At 56.8% G+C, this 18,987-nt stretch carries 16 protein-coding genes; 10 read left to right on the top strand and 6 right to left on the bottom strand.

Annotation, left to right across the window (positions count from 1 at the left end):
• Positions 1–235: 235 nt before the first annotated feature.
• From OMR58_RS18700 to OMR58_RS18680, 5 genes are read left to right on the top strand one after another with little or no spacing between them, the layout of a single operon-like run.
• Positions 236–1,477: an MFS transporter gene (locus OMR58_RS18700; protein WP_200558975.1), complete on the top strand. Its 1,242-nt coding sequence runs from the start codon at positions 236–238 to the stop codon at positions 1,475–1,477.
• 17 nt (positions 1,478–1,494) lie between these two features.
• Positions 1,495–2,658, top strand: a complete 1,164-nt coding sequence (locus OMR58_RS18695) for a mandelate racemase/muconate lactonizing enzyme family protein (protein ID WP_264546656.1) — start codon at positions 1,495–1,497, stop codon at positions 2,656–2,658.
• Complete coding sequence (locus OMR58_RS18690; RefSeq protein WP_264546655.1) at positions 2,652–3,548, top strand: dihydrodipicolinate synthase family protein; 897 nt, start codon at positions 2,652–2,654, stop codon at positions 3,546–3,548. The genes OMR58_RS18695 and OMR58_RS18690 overlap by 7 nt, the downstream gene beginning before the upstream one ends.
• Positions 3,545–4,441 carry a 2-dehydro-3-deoxygalactonokinase gene (locus OMR58_RS18685; RefSeq protein WP_264546654.1) on the top strand — a complete coding sequence of 299 codons (897 nt, stop codon included), beginning with the start codon at positions 3,545–3,547 and terminating at the stop codon, positions 4,439–4,441. Before OMR58_RS18690 ends, OMR58_RS18685 begins: the two co-directional genes overlap by 4 nt.
• Positions 4,431–5,027, top strand: coding sequence for a 2-dehydro-3-deoxyphosphogluconate aldolase (locus tag OMR58_RS18680; RefSeq protein WP_264546653.1), 597 nt, complete (start codon positions 4,431–4,433; stop codon positions 5,025–5,027). The genes OMR58_RS18685 and OMR58_RS18680 overlap by 11 nt, the downstream gene beginning before the upstream one ends.
• Here OMR58_RS18680 and OMR58_RS18675 read toward each other — a convergent pair.
• Together OMR58_RS18675 and OMR58_RS18670 are read right to left on the bottom strand one after the other, a co-directional pair.
• On the bottom strand, positions 5,007–5,699 hold the full coding sequence (locus OMR58_RS18675; protein ID WP_264546652.1) for a helix-turn-helix domain-containing protein: 693 nt from the start codon (positions 5,697–5,699) through the stop codon (positions 5,007–5,009). The genes OMR58_RS18680 and OMR58_RS18675 overlap by 21 nt on opposite strands.
• A gap of 130 nt (positions 5,700–5,829) precedes the next feature.
• Positions 5,830–6,726 carry a LysR family transcriptional regulator gene (locus tag OMR58_RS18670; protein WP_264546651.1) on the bottom strand — a complete coding sequence of 299 codons (897 nt, stop codon included), beginning with the start codon at positions 6,724–6,726 and terminating at the stop codon, positions 5,830–5,832.
• An 85-nt stretch (positions 6,727–6,811) separates the two neighbouring features.
• Between OMR58_RS18670 and OMR58_RS18665 the strand changes: the two genes are divergently transcribed.
• The 5 genes from OMR58_RS18665 to OMR58_RS18645 all read left to right on the top strand — a co-directional run bounded on the left by OMR58_RS18665 (position 6,812) and on the right by OMR58_RS18645 (position 12,546).
• Positions 6,812–7,585, top strand: a complete 774-nt coding sequence (locus OMR58_RS18665; RefSeq protein ID WP_264546670.1) for an NAD(P)H-dependent oxidoreductase — start codon at positions 6,812–6,814, stop codon at positions 7,583–7,585.
• Between the two features lie 525 nt (positions 7,586–8,110).
• Positions 8,111–9,094, top strand: coding sequence for an autoinducer 2 ABC transporter substrate-binding protein (locus OMR58_RS18660; RefSeq protein WP_200544737.1), 984 nt, complete (start codon positions 8,111–8,113; stop codon positions 9,092–9,094).
• 50 nt (positions 9,095–9,144) lie between these two features.
• Positions 9,145–10,629, top strand: coding sequence for a sugar ABC transporter ATP-binding protein (locus OMR58_RS18655; protein ID WP_264546650.1), 1,485 nt, complete (start codon positions 9,145–9,147; stop codon positions 10,627–10,629).
• Positions 10,622–11,593, top strand: coding sequence for an ABC transporter permease (locus OMR58_RS18650; protein WP_264546649.1), 972 nt, complete (start codon positions 10,622–10,624; stop codon positions 11,591–11,593). The genes OMR58_RS18655 and OMR58_RS18650 overlap by 8 nt, the downstream gene beginning before the upstream one ends.
• Entirely contained in the window at positions 11,590–12,546 is a 957-nt protein-coding gene (locus OMR58_RS18645; RefSeq protein ID WP_264546648.1) for an ABC transporter permease, read from the top strand. Before OMR58_RS18650 ends, OMR58_RS18645 begins: the two co-directional genes overlap by 4 nt.
• A gap of 104 nt (positions 12,547–12,650) precedes the next feature.
• On the opposite strand, the gene OMR58_RS18640 is transcribed toward OMR58_RS18645, so the two are convergent.
• From OMR58_RS18640 to OMR58_RS18625, 4 genes are all read right to left on the bottom strand, one after another.
• Positions 12,651–13,835, bottom strand: coding sequence for an amidohydrolase (locus tag OMR58_RS18640; RefSeq protein WP_264546647.1), 1,185 nt, complete (start codon positions 13,833–13,835; stop codon positions 12,651–12,653).
• A gap of 46 nt (positions 13,836–13,881) precedes the next feature.
• On the bottom strand, positions 13,882–15,096 hold the full coding sequence (locus OMR58_RS18635) for a hypothetical protein (protein WP_200558690.1): 1,215 nt from the start codon (positions 15,094–15,096) through the stop codon (positions 13,882–13,884).
• A 376-nt stretch (positions 15,097–15,472) separates the two neighbouring features.
• Positions 15,473–16,975, bottom strand: coding sequence for an L-arabinose isomerase (araA, locus tag OMR58_RS18630; protein ID WP_264546646.1), 1,503 nt, complete (start codon positions 16,973–16,975; stop codon positions 15,473–15,475).
• A complete protein-coding gene (locus OMR58_RS18625) occupies positions 16,972–18,669 on the bottom strand; it encodes a ribulokinase (RefSeq protein WP_264546645.1) in 1,698 nt (565 codons plus the stop codon). The genes araA and OMR58_RS18625 overlap by 4 nt, the downstream gene beginning before the upstream one ends.
• Between the last annotated feature and the right edge of the window lie 318 nt (positions 18,670–18,987).

Raw genomic sequence — 18,987 nt, 5'->3', positions numbered from 1 at the left:
TGATGCTTCACTATATGAAGCAATTTGATGATTTGTTCTTTGAGTCGCTTCACGCAATCCCCCCTTGCCGACGCAACCCCTCACCAAAAACCCTACGCTGAATCCCAGAACATAACGCGTCTTTTCGGCGCGACGTTTACCTTCTGGAGGTCGTATGGAAAGTTCGGACCGCCGCTATGGCGGTGAATATGTGGCGGAAAAAACAAACAGCCCGCCGAGAAGCACGGCCAGAATCATGATGGCTGCCGGGATTGGACACTTTATCGAGTGGTTCGATTTTGGTCTGTACGGCACCTTAGCGGCGATTATCGCCAGCAACTTTTTTATCAGTGACGATCCTGCCACCGCGCTGCTGAAGTCCTTTGCGGTCTTTGGCTCAGGATTCCTGATGCGCCCGCTGGGTGGTTTGTTTTTCGGTTCCATGGGCGATCGGCTGGGGCGACGCAAAGTACTGGTCACGGTGATCGTCATCACCTCGATCTCTACCTTTGTGATGGGCATTCTGCCGACCTGGCATCAGGCCGGGATTATCGCACCGGTACTGCTGGTGATCACCCGCCTGGTGCAGGGCTTTGCCGCAGGCGGTGAAAGCTCCGGTGTGATTACCTATCTGGCGGAAAGCGCTAAGCCGCATCGCCGCGCAACGCTCACCTGCTGGAGCGAGAACTTCAGCTTTATGGCGTTTGTCTGCGGTTCCGGCCTGGTGCTGCTGCTGACTTACTGGCTCGGCGAAGCGGCGATGAACGACTGGGGCTGGCGCATTCCGTTTCTGCTGGCCGCACCGCTCGGGCTGGGTGGGTTATATATGCGCCGCAATATGGAGGACTCGGCGGAATTCCACAAGCTGAAAGCGAGCGGAAAACTGGAGAAGTCGCCGCTGCGCACTGCGGTTAAGACCTCGCTGTCGGCATTGCTGTTCTGTACGGGCTTCGTGGTGATTAAAGCGGTCAGCAGCTGGGTGCTGCAATCGTTTATGCCCGGTTATCTGTCAACGCATCTGCACTACAGCCGCGCCGACTCTTATCTGATAACGACACTGGGCCTGTTAAGCGTGGCGATTTGCATGCCGATCACCGGCTATCTGTCGGACAAATGGGGAAGGCGGCCGCTGATGCTGCTGGGATGCGCCGGTTTCATCCTGCTGACGTATCCCGCCATGCTGCTGATGACGCAGGGTTCGGTAGGCAGTTCGATTGCCGCAATGAGCATGCTGGGCGTATTTGTGGCGCTGTTTAACGGCGGCTGCGGTGCTGCAATGGTGGAGCTGTTTCCCACAGCCATTCGCTATGGCGGCATTGCCATGTCCTACAACCTCACCGTGGCGCTGTTCGGCGGCGTTACGCCGCTGGCTTCCGCAAGCCTGATCGCCTTCACCGGCGACCCGCTTTCCCCTGCGTGGTACGTGATGATCACCGCGCTGATCTCCTTTATTGCCGTGTGGTTTGCCAAAGAAACGGCCGGAAAAGTGCTGGATTAATGAAAACTGGAGCTTTTATGCATATAACGAACGTGGAGTGTTTTCCGCTAAAAATTACCCCGGACCAGGCTTATCTCGGCGGTAAGGCGGACGGGAACGGTCCGGATTACTACTATCGGCCGGAATACCGCTGCGTCTATTCACGCAAGATGGAAACCTGCCTGGTGAAAATTACCAGCAGCGACGGCCATATCGGCTGGGGCGAAGCGCTGGCACCGGTGGTACCGCAGGTGGCCGCCGAACTGATTAAACAGCTGTTTGCACCGCTGCTGATAGGGGAATCTCCGTTTTCCAGCGGCGTGCTCAACGCCAGAATGTACGACTCCATGCGCGATCGTGGGCATATCAGCGGGTATCACATTGATGCCATCGCGGGTGTGGATATCGCCCTGTGGGATCTCAAGGGCAAAATCCTGGGGCTGCCGGTCCATCAGCTGCTCGGCGGTGCGTTCCGCAAGTCGGTTCCGTGCTATGTCTCCGGTCTGCCCGAACCCGATATCGACAGCCGCTGCCGCCTGGCGAAACAATGGCAGGAAAAAGGATTCCATGCCGTTAAGTTAGCGCTGGGCTACGGCGTACGGGAAGACGTTAAAAACATCCGGGCGATCCGTGAAACGCTCGGCGACGAGGCGCAGATTTTCATTGATGCGCACTGGAATTACAGCGTGGCCGAGGCCAGCGACTTAGCCGCACAGCTACACGCGCTGGGGGTGGGTTTCCTTGAAGCACCGCTGCTGCCGGAGGATATTGCCGGTCATCGGGAGTTACGCGCCAAAAGCGCGGTAGCCATTGCGTTAGGTGAAACCGAACGCACGCGCTACCAGTTCAAAGCCGCGATCGAGCAGCGGGCGGCGGACATCCTGCAACCTGACGTCGGCAGAACCGGCATCAGCGAACTGATGCACATCGCCTCGCTGGCCGAAACGTGGAATCTGCGCGTTGCGCCGCATTTAAGCGTCGGGCTGGGGCCGTGTATCGCCGCATCGATCCATGCCGCTGCGGCTATCCCTAATCTGTATATGCTCGAATATCAGCCCCCCGTTTTTACCCTTGCCAATCAGCTGCTGAAACAGCCGCTGATCTGCGAACGCGGGGAGTATCAACTGCCGCAGGGCCCAGGTTTAGGGATTGAAATCGATGAAGATCGCGTTCGCGACGTTGTTATGGAGGCCGCATGTTAAAAGGTAATGTCCCGATTCTCGCCACGGCATTTGATGAGCAGGGTCAGCTGGACCTGGCTTCCGTAGAACGTCTGGTGACGTTCCTGTTGCAGCAGGGTATTGATGGCCTGGCGCTGTTTGGCAATGCCTCCGAAGGCTATGCCCTGACCCAGGATGAAAAGGAGGCGCTGTTTTATTGTGTGAAAAAACGGGTGGGCGATCTGCCGCTGGTGGCTGCGGCGGGCGGAGCGTCATCCGCCGTCGCCATTGAAGAAATTATGCGAGTACAACGCTGGGGCGCGCAGGTGGCGATGGTCAACCCGCCCTCAGTGGTGAAGCCCGGACCGGAGGAAATTTATCGCTTCTGGCGCGATATCTGCCAGGCCTGCGATATCGACATCATGATCCAGGATGCGCCGCTGATGACCGGGGTAAACATTCCCGTGCCGACGCTGGTACGTCTGTGTCAGGACTTCCCTGGCATCAAATACATCAAAGTGGAACAGCCACCGACCACGCTGAAAATCACCGCCTTAAAGCAGGCGCTTGGCGATAGCGTCGGTCTGTTTGGCGGCCTGAACGCGGGCTTTCTGTATGAAGAGCTGTGCCGTGGCGTAACGGGAACCATGCCCGCCTGCGAATTCCCCGAGGTGATCAATGCCATCCTGGCGGCCTGGCAACGGGATCGCCGGGAAGCACAGGCGCTGTTTTATCGCTATCTGCCTTTCCTGCGTTACGGCGTGCAGCCGGGAATAGGCGTGGCCATTCATAAAACCGTGCTGCATCAGGCCGGGATTTTTGCCAGCGATTACGTGCGCGAACCGGCGAAAAGCCTGGATGACATCACGCGGCAGGAGCTCCGTGAACTGACCGCGTTTCTGCCGCTGGCCGCGCTGGGAGGAGAACGATGAACTACATTGCGGTGGACTGGGGAACCAGCAATTTCCGTGCATTCAGCGTGCGCAACGGCGTGGTGGTGAAAACGATACAGGACAGCTGCGGCGTCGGCCGCTGTCAACGGGCCGAGCTGCCCGGAATACTGCAACAGCAGATGCAGCGGCTGGGTGAGGATTGGGATAAACAGTTGCCCGTACTGCTTTGCGGGATGATCGGCAGCAATATCGGTATTGCCGATGCCGGTTACCTTGAAATGCCGCTGAGCTTTTCGCAACTGCTGGGGAAAGGCCGGGCGCTGCCGGGCATCCTGCCCAATCCGCTCACCCTGCGCCCCGGTATTTGTGACCGACGGGTCAATGAAGTCTGTCGGGGGGAAGAGATGCAGCTGGCGGGGGCGCTGACGCAGTCCGATGTTTCACTGTTTGCCGCCGTGGGTACCCACAGCAAATGGCTCCGCGTGGATCGCACCCGACAAAGGGTCACGGGCTTGCAGACCATTATGACCGGCGAACTGTATCATCTGCTGCTGAATCATGCCGTCGTGGGGAAAGGCCTGCCGGATCAGGTTAACTCCGCGTCTGCATTCCAGTCGGGTGTTGAAACGGCGGTGACGGTGGTGAGGGAACACGGTGAACTGGTGACGGAACTTTTTCGCTGCCGGGGCCGCTACATCCTTGATGCACTGGCAAAAGAAGAAGTCGCTTCATGGCTTTCCGGTCTGTTGATGGGCTACGAAATATTACGCGGCCATCCCGGCGGCGATGAAACGGTATGCTTTATCGGCAGCGAGGCGCTGCTGCCGCACTACCAGCGCGCCTGCGAAATTTTGCACTGCCGTTATCAGTTAGTTTCTGCGGAAAGCGCCACGCTCGCCGGATTCAATGAGGTGTTTCGTCATGAAGGATAATCCGCAAATTATTGCGATTCTGCGTGGAATAACCCCAGACGAGGTGGTGCCGCATATTGCCTGTTTGCTTGAGCACGGGATCAATCGTGTGGAAATTACCACCAACTCTCCCGAGTGGGAAGCCAGCCTGCATCGGGTACGGCAGCGCTTTGGTGCTGACATCCAGCTCGGGGTGGGAACCGTCACCAGCGGCGATCACCTGCGGCGCAGCGTGGCCGCCGGTGCCGATTTCATTCTCACCCCGAATCTCAATCCGCAGCTGATTATTCAGGCCAAAGAGCAGGGGCTGTTTGTCTGTGCGGGCGTATTTACGCCTGGTGAAATATTTACTGCGGTCGATTCTGGTGCTGATGTGGTGAAAATATTCCCGGCCTGCGCACTGCCGCGCAACTATCCGCAGTTGATCAAAGGCCCGCTTTCCCAGCCCGTCAGTTTTTCGGCGGTCGGGGGCGTAGAGTTAGACAACGCCGCTGAGTTTCTGCGCTACTACGACAGTGTGGGATTAGGGTCGGCGCTGTATAAACCGGGCCAGCGGGTGGCAGACACGGCAGCCCGCTGTGAACGGCTAAGACAGCACCGGCAGTGATTCACCGCTGATTTTCCTGGCCGCTGCCGTCAGGTACAAACGCAGGCTGGCCGTGTCCATTCTTTCACTGTTGATATTCGACAGCGCAATGGCGGCCTGCATACCGGGGATATTGCAGGCCAGGCGATAATCACCCGGACCGAAATCTTTGGCAAACACCTGATGTCGGCGCGCCTCGTCAATATCCTGCCTGAGCAACTGATAATCATTGATGCCGATTTGGCCGATGATTTCTTCATCACTCATTGCCGACAGCAGTTTAATACCGATCACGGAGTCATGAACCGGAAACGACTGGTAATTGCCGATGGCGCGGGCAATGCTTTCCCCGCCGCGCGTATGGATCAGATACACCACGTTTTTACCGCTCAGTGCGCCGATCACAATCGAAATGGCGTGATTGCCACTCTCTTCCAGCAAATCCATCACCGCATTATAAAACGCCGAATTGTGGATCGCGTGGGCCGATAAACGATGGATGCCGATACCCAGGCTGTATTTGCGCCTGGCATCGCGCTGCACCATATCCAGTGCCAGCAGGGTCTGCATTAACCGCGTGACCTTGGCAGAGTCCAGCTCCAGCTCACGCCCCATTTCGCGGATGCCCTTTGGCCGGTTTGCGGTAGCCAGTAAATTCAGGCAGCGAAAGGCATCGTAGACGGTACTGTTCATCAGGGTCCTTGCCGGAGTCGAGGTGATGTAATCATAAATGCTTCGCGTTTATCGTGATATCGGTTTAGCGGCGGAGTGTGACGCGCGTTGCCGGAACTCGTCAGCAGGAGATATCAGTTGGCATCAATACTTATCGCGCAGCAGCGATCTGCTCCCGCAGCCAGCGGTGGGCAGGATCGCGATGGACGCGTTCGGGCCACAGCATCAGCATGTCGAAGCCCGGCACGTCGACGGGCGGCTCCACAACGCAGAGCGCATCGTTGCCGCAAACCAGCCGGGACGGTGCCATCGCCACCAGATCGGTGTCAGACAGCACCGCGCTAAGCAACAGAAAGCTCGGTACGGAAAGCGAGACTTTGCGCGCCAGGCCGCGTTCAGCCAGTACCGTATCCGTCGCGCCCAGGAATCCACCGCCGTCGGGCGAAACAATGGCATGCTCAAGCTGGCAGAATTCCGCCAGCGAAGGCGCTGTTTTCAGCTGAGGATGCCCCGTACGACCGGCCAGCACATAGCGTTCCGTAAACAGCCTGTGGTAATGCAAATCCGCCGGGGCTTCGGTGCCGGTCATAAAGGCGAGGTCGATATCTCCGCGTTCCGCTGCTCTTGCCACCTGCGACGGCACGCTCTGCACAATCGCCAGATGTATCGCTGGCGCTGCGGTACGGATCGCATCAAGAGCAGGGACTAGCAGGGTTAACGCCGCGTAATCAAATGCAGCAATGCGCCAGCGTTGAGTTGCCTCGGCGGGATCGAACGCATCCGACGGCGCGATCGCCAGTTCCAGCGCTGCCAGAGCCTGGCGCAGCGGTTCACGCAGCTCATCAGCCCGTGCGGTTGGGCGCATTCCCCGGGGGCCGGGCAGCAGAAGCGGATCGCCCAGCAGCTCGCGCAGTCTGGCAAGCTGCACGCTTACCGCCGGCTGCGAGAGATGCAGGCGCGCGGCGGCCCGGGTGACGTTGTTTTCAGTTAAAAGTGCATCGAGGGTAACGAGCAAATTCAGGTCGAGACGCTGAAGGATATTACTCATGGCTATACCTGTTATCCGTACAATTAATTTCTATTATACCGCAGATGAAAATACGCTGTCCCCGTCAACTCACGAGGCGCAGATTATGAATATTCTTCTTGTACACGCACAGCCAGAAAGCACGTCGTTAACCCGTCATCTTGTCAACGTCGCCCGGAATTTCCTGGAAGCAAACGGTCATTCAGTGGTGGAATCCGATCTTTATGCGATGGGGTGGAAAGCGGTTTTCGACGGCGAGGACTTCCCTGACCGAAGCGATCCCGAACGCCTGTCCTTTATCGCGGAGTCAGCGCATGCTTTTGCCAGCGGCAGCCAGACGTCAGACGTCGTGCAGGAGCAGAACAAGGTGCTGGCGGCGGATGCGGTGATCTTTGTATTTCCTCTCTGGTGGTTCAGCATGCCCGCCATCATGAAAGGCTGGATAGAGCGCGTCTGGGCCTACGGTCTGGCCTACGGCTATCAGGATAAAGGCAATGCGCATCGCTATGGCGAAGGCAGCTTCCTGGGCAAACGCGCGCTGCTCGCCGTTTCGGTCGGCGGCCCGGAAAAAGATTACGCCCCCAGAGGGATTAATGGTTGCCTGGAACAGTTGCTGTTTCCCATTACCCACGGCACGCTGTTTTACACCGGCATGGAGGTTTTACCGACCTTTGCGGTGTATGGCAGCGGGCGGCTGGATGCCGATGTTATGCCACAGGTTGAAGCCGCATGGCGAAACCGGCTGGAGGGGCTGTTTGACGACGCGCCGATCCCCTTCCGCTGTCAAAACGATGGCAGCTACCCGGATCGCCATATTCTGGCGGATCATCTTGCGCCTGGGGTGACCGGCCTGGCGGTGCATACTGCAAAAAATGAATAAGATTGCCCGCCGATCGTTTGCGCACCGACCGCGTTTAAGAGTAAGCGGGAAACAAACGGTACTGGAAATTAACATTCGTATTTTATTCTGCTTTTTATGAAATTTATTTGTCACGCGGATTTGTGAAGCTGAATCATTCCCCTGCGGGCTTCCCGCCGGGGATGTTTATTTTTAGGGAGATGATGAGAGTAACGTAAAATAAAAACGGTAATTTTTAAAATAACCTGCAGAAGATTAATGTTTAAATGAATTATGGCCTGTGCTTTTTGTGAATAGAGTCACGACGGCTCAAGCAGAGTTTTTTTATCCATATATATAGCGTTTTCTTACCTGTCATACGCAAAAAACCCTGTTTATTCTTTGTTTTAAGCTAACAGGTGGGAGTGGTTTTTTTAGCGATAAAAGTGTTTTCTTCCCTGTTTTAATGCCGAATGAATATTAATTTCGTGTTTTTCGATCAATCCAGTTATTTATGCACGTTGCGCCATCCTATCTCTATAACTACAGGCTCGTGAGGCTATATCTATGCAAAATCGTTTGGTTGCTAAACTTGTTTTGCCATTGTTACTCGGGACCGCATTTATTTCTGCGCCGCTGTATGCGGCAGAGAAGACCGTCGTCAATATTTCCAAAATCGACGGCATGCCCTGGTTTAATCGTATGGGCGAAGGGGTGATTCAGGCGGGAAAAGACTTCAATCTTAACGCGACGCAGGTCGGGCCATCCAGCACCGATGCCCCGCAGCAGGTTAAAATCATTGAGGATCTTATCGCGCGTAAAGTGAATGCCATCACCATTGTTCCTAACGATGCTAACGTGCTGGAGCCGGTGTTTAAGAAAGCGCGCGATGCGGGCATCGTCGTTCTCACTAATGAATCGCCGGGGCAGCCGAGCGCCAACTGGGATGTGGAAATCATCGATAATGAGAAGTTCGCGGCTGAATATGTTGAACACATGGCTAAGCGGATGGGCGGCAAAGGCGGCTACGTCATCTATGTGGGCAACCTGACGGTGCCACAGCACAACCTGTGGGCGGATTTGCTGATTAAGTATCAGAAAGAACATTACCCGGAGATGCATGAAGTCACCACGCGTATGCCGGTGGCGGAAAGCGTTGATGACTCACGCCGTACAACGCTGGATCTGATGAAGACCTATCCGGATCTACAGGCCGTGGTGTCCTTTGGCTCTAACGGCCCAATTGGCGCGGGCCGCGCAGTAAAAGAAAAGCGGGCGAAAAGCAAAGTGGCGGTCTACGGCATGATGATCCCGTCACAGGCGGCGTCATTAATTAAGAGCGGAGATATTACCGAGGGTATTACCTACGATCCGGCCACGGCAGGCTATGCCCTGACGGCGGTGGCCAGCACGCTGTTCAACGGTCAGGAGATCAAACCGGGTTTTGAAATTAAAGGTCTGGGCAAGGCGGATGTGGATACGGACAAGCACATTATTCGTTTTCATAAAGTGCTGTTAGTGAATAAAGAGAATATCGATTCCTTATATTAATCCGCTTTACGGGGCGCTCGCTGCCCCGTTTTAATTGACCAGGATACGCTATGGCACCATTCCTTTCTCTCCGTCATGTCAGTAAAACCTTTCATGCAAACAGGGCGCTGAATAATATCAATCTTGATTTTATGCCGGGGGAAGTCCATTGCCTTGCCGGGCAAAACGGCTGCGGTAAATCGACGATGATTAAAATCATCTCTGGCGTCTATCGCCCTGACGAGGGGGCAGAAATTGAACTGGGTGGTAAGGTCTGGTCGAAACTGACCCCGGTGACGTCAGTTGCGCAGGGCATTCAGGTGATTTATCAGGATCTGTCGCTGTTTCCCAATTTGAGCGTTTGGGAAAACATCGCAATTAATCACTATCACCACGCCGTATTAGTGAAGCGCCGCGAGCTGCGCAGCCGCGCCGAGCGGGCGATGGCCAGCATCAACGTCTCGCTGCCACTGGATGCGCCGGTGGAGTCGCTGTCGATTGCCCGCTGCCAGCTGGTCGCTATTTGCCGCGCGCTGGCGCAGGATGCCCGGTTAATCATTATGGATGAACCCACCGCTTCGCTGACCCACCAGGAAGTGGAAGGGCTGTTGCATGTGGTGCGACAGCTGCGTGAACGGGGGATCTGCGTGGTGTTCGTCAGTCATCGTCTGGAAGAGGTGATGGCGGTTTCAGACAGGATCAGCGTGATCAAAGACGGCAGCCTGGTGGGAACCTGGCCTGCATCGGAGATCACCACCCGCAGGCTGGGTTATCTGATGACTGGACAGGAGTTCGACTACAAGATCCGCGAACTCTGGCAGGGTAAAGGCAGCCAGCCGACGCTGGAGGTTCGTGACCTCAGCCGTAAAGGCGAATACCACAATATTTCTCTGAAGGTTGAGGCCGGGGAAGTGGTGTCGATCGTCGGGCTGTTAGGGGCCGGCCGGACGGAACTGTGCCTGAGCCTGTTCGGTATGACGCAGCCGGACAGCGGCGAAATATTGATTAACGGCCATGCCGTTCATCTGCACAGTAATCATGACGCCATCCGCCAGGGGATTGGCTACGTCTCAGAAGACCGCATGTCGCGCGGGCTGGTAATGACCCAGTCCATTGAAAACAACATTATCAGCACCGTGTTCAGAAAAGTCAGGGGCGCGTTTGGCCTGCTGAGTGACAGTAAAAGCCAGCAGCTGGTTGAGCGGATGGTGAAAGCGCTGACCATCAAAGCCCCCGATACCGGCCTGCCGGTCAATACGCTGTCGGGCGGTAACGCCCAGCGCGTTTCAATTGCCAAATGGCTGGCTATCGCCCCGAGATTACTTATCCTCGACAGCCCGACGGTCGGCGTTGATATTGCCAATAAAGCGGGTATATACCAAATTATCAGCGATCTGGCCGCCCACGGCATCGCCGTGCTGATGATTTGCGATGAAATTGAGGAAGCCTGGTACCAGAGCCACCGCATTCTGGTCATGAAACAGGGGCGGCTGACCGATTGTTTCCTGCCGGACCGCAGCGGCCAGGAGCAGATTGCGGAGGTGGTGAATGGTTAACCTGTTCAAACGGCATGAATTCTGGCTGGCGGTGTTAATCATCACGATATGCCTTCTGCTGGGCTGGCGCAGCGATGAGTTTCTGACGCTCAGCAACCTTTACGATCTGCTGAACAATTACGCCATGTTAACCATCCTAGCCTGCGGCCTTTTTGTGGTGCTGATTTCGGGCGGGATCGATATCTCCTTCCCGGCGATAACGATTATTGCGCAGTATGGCATGGTGGTGTTGTTGCAAAAGTTTGGCGGCAACTTTGCGGTCGCCTTCATGCTGGCTGGCGGTATCGGCGTGCTGCTGGGGTTGATCAATGCGCTGCTGGTCAATCGTCTAAACGTCCCCTCAATCATTATCACCATTTCGACACTGAATATTTTCTACGGTTTACTGCTGTGGCTCAGCAAAGGGGTCTGGCTATACGACTTCCCGCCGTGGTTTGAGCAGGGAGTGATGCTGTTTAAATTCACCGACGCAGAGGGCTACGACTACGGGCTGGGTCTGCCGCTGCTGGCAATGATAGTCGTGGTGTTGCTGACCGCTTTCATCATGAACTTCACCGCGACGGGCCGCAAAATCTACGCGATGGGCGGCAACCGTGAATCTGCCAGTCGTATCGGCTTCAGCGTGTTCGGCCTGCAGCTGTTTGTTTACGGCTACATGGGGCTGCTGTCCGGTGCGGCGGGGGTGATTCAGGCATGGACCGTGATGACGGTGGCCCCGGACGCGCTGCTGGGGTATGAGCTGACGGTGCTGGCCGCCGTGGTGCTGGGGGGAACCAGCCTGATTGGCGGACGCGGCACCCTGACGGGGACACTACTCGGGGTGATCCTGCTGGCGGTGATGCAGAACGGCCTCAACCTGTTGGGGGTGTCTTCATACTGGCAGACCCTGATTACCGGGGCGATTATTGTCGCCAGCATCAGCGCGACGTCATGGAGCCAGTATCAGAACCGGAGTTTATTATGAAAAAGTCCTGGCGTAATAACGTTGAGTTTTACCTGATTGGCCTGATCGGGTTGACGGTGGTGGCCTTCAGTATTGCCATGCCGGAGATCTTCTGGTCGGTGAGTAATTTTCAGTCCATCGCCTCCCAGATGCCGGTGCTGGGCATCCTGGCGCTGGCGATGGCGATGACCATGCTGTGCGGCGGAATTAATCTGTCGATTATTGCCACCGCTAATTCCTGTTCGCTGGTGATGGCCTGGGTTGCCACCCAGTATCCTCCCGGAGTGGGGACGGCTCTGGCCGCACTGCTGGCGGGAGGGGGAGCCGCGTTAATCATCGGCCTGTGCAACGGCGTACTGATTGCGGGAATACGCGTCTCGCCGATCCTCGCCACGCTTGGGATGATGACGCTGCTCAAAGGCGTGAATATCCTGCTGACGGGGGGAAGCGCGATTGCCAACTATCCGCAGTGGGTGCTGTGGTTGAACCATGCGCTGTGGTTCGGCATACCCCTGCCGCTGTGGCTGTTTGCCGCGGTCGCCCTCGGTTTGTGGGTGATGCTGGAAAAAACCGCGCTGGGGCGCTCAATTTATTTGATTGGCTCCAACGAGCGTGCCACACACTACTCCGGGATCAATACCCGCCGGGTGTTGATTTGGGTGTATGTTATCTCGGCGCTGCTGTGTGCGATTGCCGCCTTCCTGATGATGTCGAAGCTGAATTCGGCGAAAGCGTCGTACGGCGAATCTTACCTGCTGATATCGATTCTTGCTGCGGTGCTGGGCGGGGTGAATCCGGACGGCGGCAGCGGCCGAATTATCGGTATGGTTCTGGCACTGTTCCTGTTACAGATTATTGAGAGTGGTTTTAATATTCTGGGCATCAGCCCGTATCTGACCATGGCGCTGTGGGGCACATTACTGCTGTGCTTCATTCAGGCGAAAGGGATGCTTGGGCTGGGGCGGGCAGGATAAACAGCAGGGGGGATCTTCACCGGGGGCGACGATCCCGCCCTGACTGACAATGTGGATAACATTCGCCTGCCCGAAGGGAGCAGGCGATGTCAGTCTTCAGCACATCAGAAATCATCCTGCTGTAAATAGCGCCACGCATACTGCGCATACAGCTCAGCACCGTGCACCATCACATCCTCATCGATATTGAAACAGCCGTGATGATGCGCCCAGTCGGTGCCCTTCGCCTTGTTACCGCAGCCCAGCAGGGCAAAGCAGCCGGGGATATTCTCAATAAAGTAGCTGAAATCCTCACCGCCGGTGGTCGGGCGTTCTGCGTACAGCACCTCTTCACCGAACGCATCACGGATCACCGACTGCGCCAGCAGGGCGCTGCGCTCTTCGTTGATCACCGGCAGCGTGCCGTAGGTGTACTCAACTTCCGCCGTGGCACCGTAGATCCCCGCCGTGTGATGAGCATAGCGCTCGATCGCCGCCTTCAGGCGCTCGCGTGTAGCAACGTCAAAGCAGCGCACCGTGCCGTCCAGCACAGCATTCTCGGCAATCACGTTAAAGCGCGTGCCGACTTCCATCCGACCAATGGTCACCACCGCGGATTCCAGCGGCGAGGTTTCGCGCGCGACAATCGCCTGCAGATTCATCACAAACGAAGAGGCCACCACGGCGGCATCAATACAGGCTTCCGGCATCGAGCCGTGGCCGCCGCGCCCTTTGAATCTCACTTTCAGCAGATCGGCCGAGGCAAAGCTGGAGCCAACGTTGCAGGAAATCTTGCCGGAGGCGGTGGTCGTCCAGATATGCATGCCAAAGACGTTATCTACGCCCTCAACCGCACCCTGGCGAACCATCTCACGCGCACCTTCGGCGATCTCTTCCGCCGGCTGGAAAATCAGCCGCACGTTGCCGCGCAGCCCGGCGCGGTTCTCCTGTAGCGCTCTTGCCGCGTTCAGCAGCATGGAAGTATGCGCATCGTGGCCGCAGGCGTGCATTTTACCGTCGGTCAGGGATTTGTAGCTGAGTGTCGTGCTCAGTTCCTGCACCGGCAGCGCATCCATATCGGCACGCAGCGCCACGGTTTTGCCCGGCTGGCCTCCTTTGATCTCGGCGATAATGCCGGTTGGCTGAGTCAGGCGGTAGCTGATGCCGATCTCATCCAGCGCCTGCGCCACTTTCTGGGTGGTGCGGATTTCTTCCCACGGCAGCTCGGGGTGCGCGTGCAGATCGCGACGGAAGGCGATCATCGCCTCTTTCCAGGCGTGGACGGCCTGCGTAATTGACTGGCTTGTCATAACGGTTGCTTCCCTTATTTTTCGTACCATTGCACTGAATAATGATTTAAACAGCAGGAATAATGTAGCCCACCATGATCCCGGCAAGTACCACCGACACCATAGTGACGGAAATAAAGCCCCCGACCAGCATCGGTGCCAGCATGTGCTGGGTCAGCACCTCGCGCTCTTTCTCATCTTTGGTCAGCGCGGTGATGGCTTCGTTAGTAATAATGTAGTCCGCCGGGAAGCCGTACATCGAGGTCAGCGCGATAGCGAACGCCATCTCCATGCTGACGCCCAGCATTTTGCCCACGATCCAGGAGACGATAAACATCCCGACTACGGCGGCGGCAATCAGCACCAGCATCGGCAGCAGCAGGCGCAGCAGCATTTCCGGCGTGGCGCGGTTCAGCGTATCAAAAATAAACAGCATCAGGCCCATCACCGCAAAGCCGAAGCCGTTGGCTTTTTGCAGCGGCTGCCGCTCCAGGAAACCCAGCGAGGCGGCGATCACGCCGAACAGCAGGCACAGCACGAACGGGCTGACCGCAACAACGGGAGCCAGCCAGCCGGAGACCAGATACGCCAGCCAGCCGACGAAGGCAAGGCGCATAAATTTAAAATAGCTGGTGTTGTAGTGGGCGGGCATGCGACCAAACAGGCGCGGCATGGCGTTATCCGCAGCGCCGGAGGATTTATCCGGCAGCGGGGTGCCCGCGACCGTCTCCTGCCACTCGCCGCTGCGGTACTTTTGCAGCACGCGCTTTCCCTCACGCTGCAGCATAATGGCGGTCAGCGGATAGCCGGCAAAGCCCTGCATCACGTAGATCAGAATGGCAAAAACGGATAAATCAACCAGCCCGGCGGACGCCGCGCCCTTGGACATGATGATCGCCGAGACGATGCCGCCGACCAGCGGGGGAATGGTCACAATAGCGGTGTTGCGGTCGAACATCAGCATACAGACCACAAATACCGTCACCATAATACCGGCGATACCGGCCAGAGAGATGATGATGGTTTTCCACTGGCGGATCAGTTCAGGAACCGACAGCAGGGTGCCCATATTGGTGATCAGTAAATACATCAGCATCACCGCAACTACCGGGGTGATACCGGCGCGGCTGACGATATCCTGCGGGAAGAAGGTCCAGTAGCCAAATAAAAACAGTACGGCGCAGACAAATACGGAGGGTATCCAGGCTTTCGTTCTGACAGAAACCAAATCGCCCAGGTATAAAATGACCATGACCAGTAAAAGTGCGAACATTTGTGACATAAGACACATCCATTTGATTATTTTTAGAATAACAGCCCTGTTGGTCAGATAATCTGCTTTTTACCTGATGATTATAATTATCAACTAGTTGGTGGTGTTGCTAACGCGAAGTTTTAGAATAAATGCCCAGGGTGTTAAATAAAGTGACCGGTGACAATAATTAACACAGCACAAAACTGATGACCAGAGAAGAATCACTGAAAGTGTGAGGTTATAAGGAAAAACTATGCGAATTTAAGTTTAAGAGGGTATTTCCGGCAGTGTTGAAAGTTTGAAAGGGCTATATTCAGGCGGGTGCTAAAAATCTAATTTTACTTACGGTGCGTAACGATAAAATAACAACCGACAGCGCTGCCAGGCGCTGTCGGTCATATTGTTAACGTGCCAGACGATAATACGCTTCATTCCAGCGCAGCGCATCGCGGAAACCGTTGATGGTGGTGTCGTTATCAATCACCAGCACTTCGATGTTATGCAGTTCGCCGTACAGACGCATATCGTCAACCGTCAGCGCCTGGCTGAACACCGTATGGTGTGCACCGCCGCCGAGTATCCAGGCTTCTGAAGCCGTCGCCAGCGAAGGCTGGGCACGCCACAGCGCGCGGGCAACCGGCAGTGCAGGCAGGGCATGCGGCTGCTCGATGGCATCCACCACGTTAACCAGCAGGCGGAAGCGATCGCCCATATCGATCACGCTGGCGTTGACCGCCGCACCGGCCGGAGAAGAGAAGATCAGCCGCGCCGGATCGGCCTTACCGCCAATGCCCAGCGCCTGCACATCCAGAAGCGGGCGCGCTTCACGGGCAATAGACGGGCAGACTTCCAGCATATGTGAACCTAATACCAGATCGTTGCCCGGCGAGAAGTGATAGGTGTAATCCTCCATAAACGAGGTACCGCCCGCCTGATTACCGGCCATCACTTTGAAAATATGCAGCAGCGCGGCGGTTTTCCAGTCACCTTCACCGGCAAATCCGTAACCCTGCTGCATCAGACGCTGCACCGCCAGCCCCGGCAGCTGGGTCATACCGTGCAGAGTCTGGAAGTTAGTGGTAAACGCGCGGCAGCCTTCGCCGTCAAGAAAGCGTTTCATACCCAGTTCGATGCGGGCGGCATCCAGTACGTTCTGGCGTCGTTCTCCGTTAACCGCTGCCGCTGCCGAGAACTCATAGCGGCTCTCGTATTCATCAACCAGCGCGCTGACGTCGCCGTCGCTGACCTGATTAATCACCTCCACCAGATCGCCGACGCCCCAGCCATTAACGGCGTAGCCGAACTGGATCTGCGCGGCGACTTTATCGCCTTCCGTGACCGCCACTTCACGCATATTGTCACCGAAGCGTGCGACTTTCAGCTGCTGGCTGGCGAGTTTTGCGGCCGCCCCACGCATCCACTGAGCGATGCGCTGTATCGCCTGCGGGTCCTGCCAGTGTCCGGTGACCACCTGATGCGGCAGGCGCATACGGGCACCGATGAAACCGAACTCACGGCCGCCGTGCGCGGTCTGGTTCAGGTTCATAAAGTCCATATCCATGCTGTCCCACGGAATTTCCGCATTAAACTGAGTATGGAATTGCAGCAGGGGTTTATTCAGCACGGACAGCCCGCCGATCCACATTTTCGCCGGTGAGAAGGTGTGCAGCCAGGTGATAATCCCCAGACACTGCTGGTCGTGGTTGGCATCGCGGCACAGCGCCAGCGCCTCGTCCGGACTTTTGACCAGCGGCTTAAGCTGGAGCTGGAAGGGCAGTTTTCCTTCGCGGTTAAGCTGGTCGACGACCTCTTTGCCGTGCTGTTCAACCTGACGCAGAGTTTCCGCGCCGTACAGATGCTGGGTGCCAATCACAAACCATACGGTTGCGGTGTTTAACAGGGTCATAAAACCACTCCTTCACTGACGGATGACTGTTGTGGCGCAAACTGCGGTTCGGCAACTTCGCACCATTGAAGATAACGCTGATAAAGCTGTTGAAAACGGGCGACGCGGGCAGGATCGGGCTGTAGCGTCTGCTCCAGCGGGCTGGCCATCTGCTGCTGCGCGGCCGGAATATCGGCGTAGACGCCTGCGGCAACGGCGGCAAAAATGGCGGCACCCAGCGCGCAGCACTCGTCGGAAGCCACGATGTCCAGCGGGCGGTTCATCACATCGCAGCACACCTGCATGATGGCCGGAGACTTGCGTGCAATGCCGCCGAGCGTCAGGATCTGCTGTACCGGAATATCCTGATTTTCGAAGCATTCCATAATGGTTCTGGCCCCGAAGGCGGTGGCGGCAATAAATCCGCCGAACAGCGTAGGGGCATCGGTGCCCAGATTCAGGTCGGTAATCACCCCCTTCAGGCGCTGATTGGCAAACGGCGTACGGCGGCCGTTAAACCAGTCCAGCACCACCGGCAGATGATCGAGCTGCGGATCGCTGGCCCAGGCTCTGGTTAACTCCTCCAGCAGGGCGCGGCGGATCGGTTCCAGCTGGGTTTTCAGTTCCGGCTGCTGCTGCATCGCCTGCACCAGTGGCCAGCTGAGCAGGCGGCTGAACCAGGCATACATATCGCCAAACGCCGACTGACCGGCTTCAAAGCCGATCATCCCCGGCACTACGCTGCCGTCCACCTGGCCGCAGATGCCTTTAATCGCCCGATCGCCCACGCGCTCGGGATCGGCAATCAGAATGTCGCAGGTGGAGGTGCCGATGACTTTCACCAGCGTGTAGGGCTTCGCACCGGCCCCGACCGCGCCCATATGGCAGTCAAAGGCACCGCCGGAAATCACCACGCCGCTCGGCAGGCCAAAGCGTTCAGCCCATTCGGCGGTGAGCTCGCCCACCGGCAGGTCGGCGGTCCAGGTATCGGTAAACAGGGGAGAATCCAGCTCGCGGGTCAGCAGCGGATCGAGCGCATCGAGGAATGCCGCCTCAGGCAGACCCTGCCACAGCGGATGCCACAGGGATTTATGCCCGGCGGCGCAGCGCCCACGGCGCAGATCGGCCGGAGCGGTGGTGCCGCTGAGCAAAGCCGGAACCCAGTCGCACAGCTCAACCCACGAGGCAGCGGCGTCACGCACTGCGGCATCCTCACGGCTGACGTGCAGGATTTTGGCCCAGAACCATTCCGAGGAGTAAATCCCGCCGATATAGCGTGAATAGTCTTCGAATTCGCCGCTGTGGCACAGGCGGGTGATGGCTTCCGCCTCTTCAATGGCGGTGTGATCCTTCCACAGCACGAACATTGCATTGGGGTTATCGGCAAATTCCGGGCGCAGCGCCAGCACCCGACCTTCACGATCGATGGGCGCAGGGGTAGAGCCGGTTGAGTCGACGCCAATTCCTACCACGTTCTGGCTGTCGCTACCGAGCTGAGTGACAACGTCACGGATGGCCTGCTCCAGCGCTTCGATGTAGTCCTCAGGATGATGGCGGAACTGATTGCGGTTGGGCTGACAATAGCGGCCCTCCTGCCAGCGCGGATAGGCAACGACCTGCTTCGCCAGTTCACGTCCGCTGGCACATTCCACCGCCAGCGCCCGAACCGAGTCGCTGCCAAAATCCAGACCGAGGGTTATGGCACCCTTGTTCATAGTTGTTCTCCAGAGACGATAGTCAAGTCTCTCTATCCTGGGAACATGGCGCGGAAGCGGTTAGGTGTGAGTGGCTGCAAATATGCACTTTTCTGCCATCAGATGCGGTTATGTGATGCGCTTCAAATGTTACTTTCCGGTTAAATCAGCTGAATGCATGGACAAAACGCCTGTAATTCCAGTGTGTGATAGCGCTCTACAAATTTCCGTTTGTATGCGGGTAAAACTAATTAACCGCCGCCGCAAAAAACACGACGGTTTTATATAAGTTACTGTTTATACGATTTTAATTATTGCATCTTCCGATTGTTACCGTTT

Source organism: Erwinia sp. INIA01 (genome assembly GCF_025947915.1).
GTDB lineage: Bacteria > Pseudomonadota > Gammaproteobacteria > Enterobacterales > Enterobacteriaceae > Erwinia > Erwinia coffeiphila.
Note: the sequence above shows the minus strand (reverse complement) of the source record. Positions and strands in the feature narration are given on the sequence as shown.

What these genes read in the sequence shown, in the direction of transcription:
- OMR58_RS18650 (WP_264546649.1), top strand. Translation starts at nt 10,622, where the DNA reads ATGGTTAACCTGTTCAAACGGCATGAATTCTGGCTGGCGGTGTTAATC.
- OMR58_RS18680 (WP_264546653.1), top strand. Translation starts at nt 4,431, where the DNA reads ATGAAGGATAATCCGCAAATTATTGCGATTCTGCGTGGAATAACCCCA.
- OMR58_RS18670 (WP_264546651.1), bottom strand. Translation starts at nt 6,726, where the DNA reads ATGAGTAATATCCTTCAGCGTCTCGACCTGAATTTGCTCGTTACCCTC.
- OMR58_RS18635 (WP_200558690.1), bottom strand. Translation starts at nt 15,096, where the DNA reads ATGTCACAAATGTTCGCACTTTTACTGGTCATGGTCATTTTATACCTG.
- OMR58_RS18675 (WP_264546652.1), bottom strand. Translation starts at nt 5,699, where the DNA reads ATGAACAGTACCGTCTACGATGCCTTTCGCTGCCTGAATTTACTGGCT.
- OMR58_RS18700 (WP_200558975.1), top strand. Translation starts at nt 236, where the DNA reads ATGATGGCTGCCGGGATTGGACACTTTATCGAGTGGTTCGATTTTGGT.
- OMR58_RS18625 (WP_264546645.1), bottom strand. Translation starts at nt 18,669, where the DNA reads ATGAACAAGGGTGCCATAACCCTCGGTCTGGATTTTGGCAGCGACTCG.
- OMR58_RS18645 (WP_264546648.1), top strand. Translation starts at nt 11,590, where the DNA reads ATGAAAAAGTCCTGGCGTAATAACGTTGAGTTTTACCTGATTGGCCTG.
- OMR58_RS18665 (WP_264546670.1), top strand. Translation starts at nt 6,812, where the DNA reads ATGAATATTCTTCTTGTACACGCACAGCCAGAAAGCACGTCGTTAACC.
- OMR58_RS18655 (WP_264546650.1), top strand. Translation starts at nt 9,145, where the DNA reads ATGGCACCATTCCTTTCTCTCCGTCATGTCAGTAAAACCTTTCATGCA.
- OMR58_RS18695 (WP_264546656.1), top strand. Translation starts at nt 1,495, where the DNA reads ATGCATATAACGAACGTGGAGTGTTTTCCGCTAAAAATTACCCCGGAC.
- OMR58_RS18640 (WP_264546647.1), bottom strand. Translation starts at nt 13,835, where the DNA reads ATGACAAGCCAGTCAATTACGCAGGCCGTCCACGCCTGGAAAGAGGCG.
- OMR58_RS18660 (WP_200544737.1), top strand. Translation starts at nt 8,111, where the DNA reads ATGCAAAATCGTTTGGTTGCTAAACTTGTTTTGCCATTGTTACTCGGG.
- araA (WP_264546646.1), bottom strand. Translation starts at nt 16,975, where the DNA reads ATGACCCTGTTAAACACCGCAACCGTATGGTTTGTGATTGGCACCCAG.
- OMR58_RS18685 (WP_264546654.1), top strand. Translation starts at nt 3,545, where the DNA reads ATGAACTACATTGCGGTGGACTGGGGAACCAGCAATTTCCGTGCATTC.
- OMR58_RS18690 (WP_264546655.1), top strand. Translation starts at nt 2,652, where the DNA reads ATGTTAAAAGGTAATGTCCCGATTCTCGCCACGGCATTTGATGAGCAG.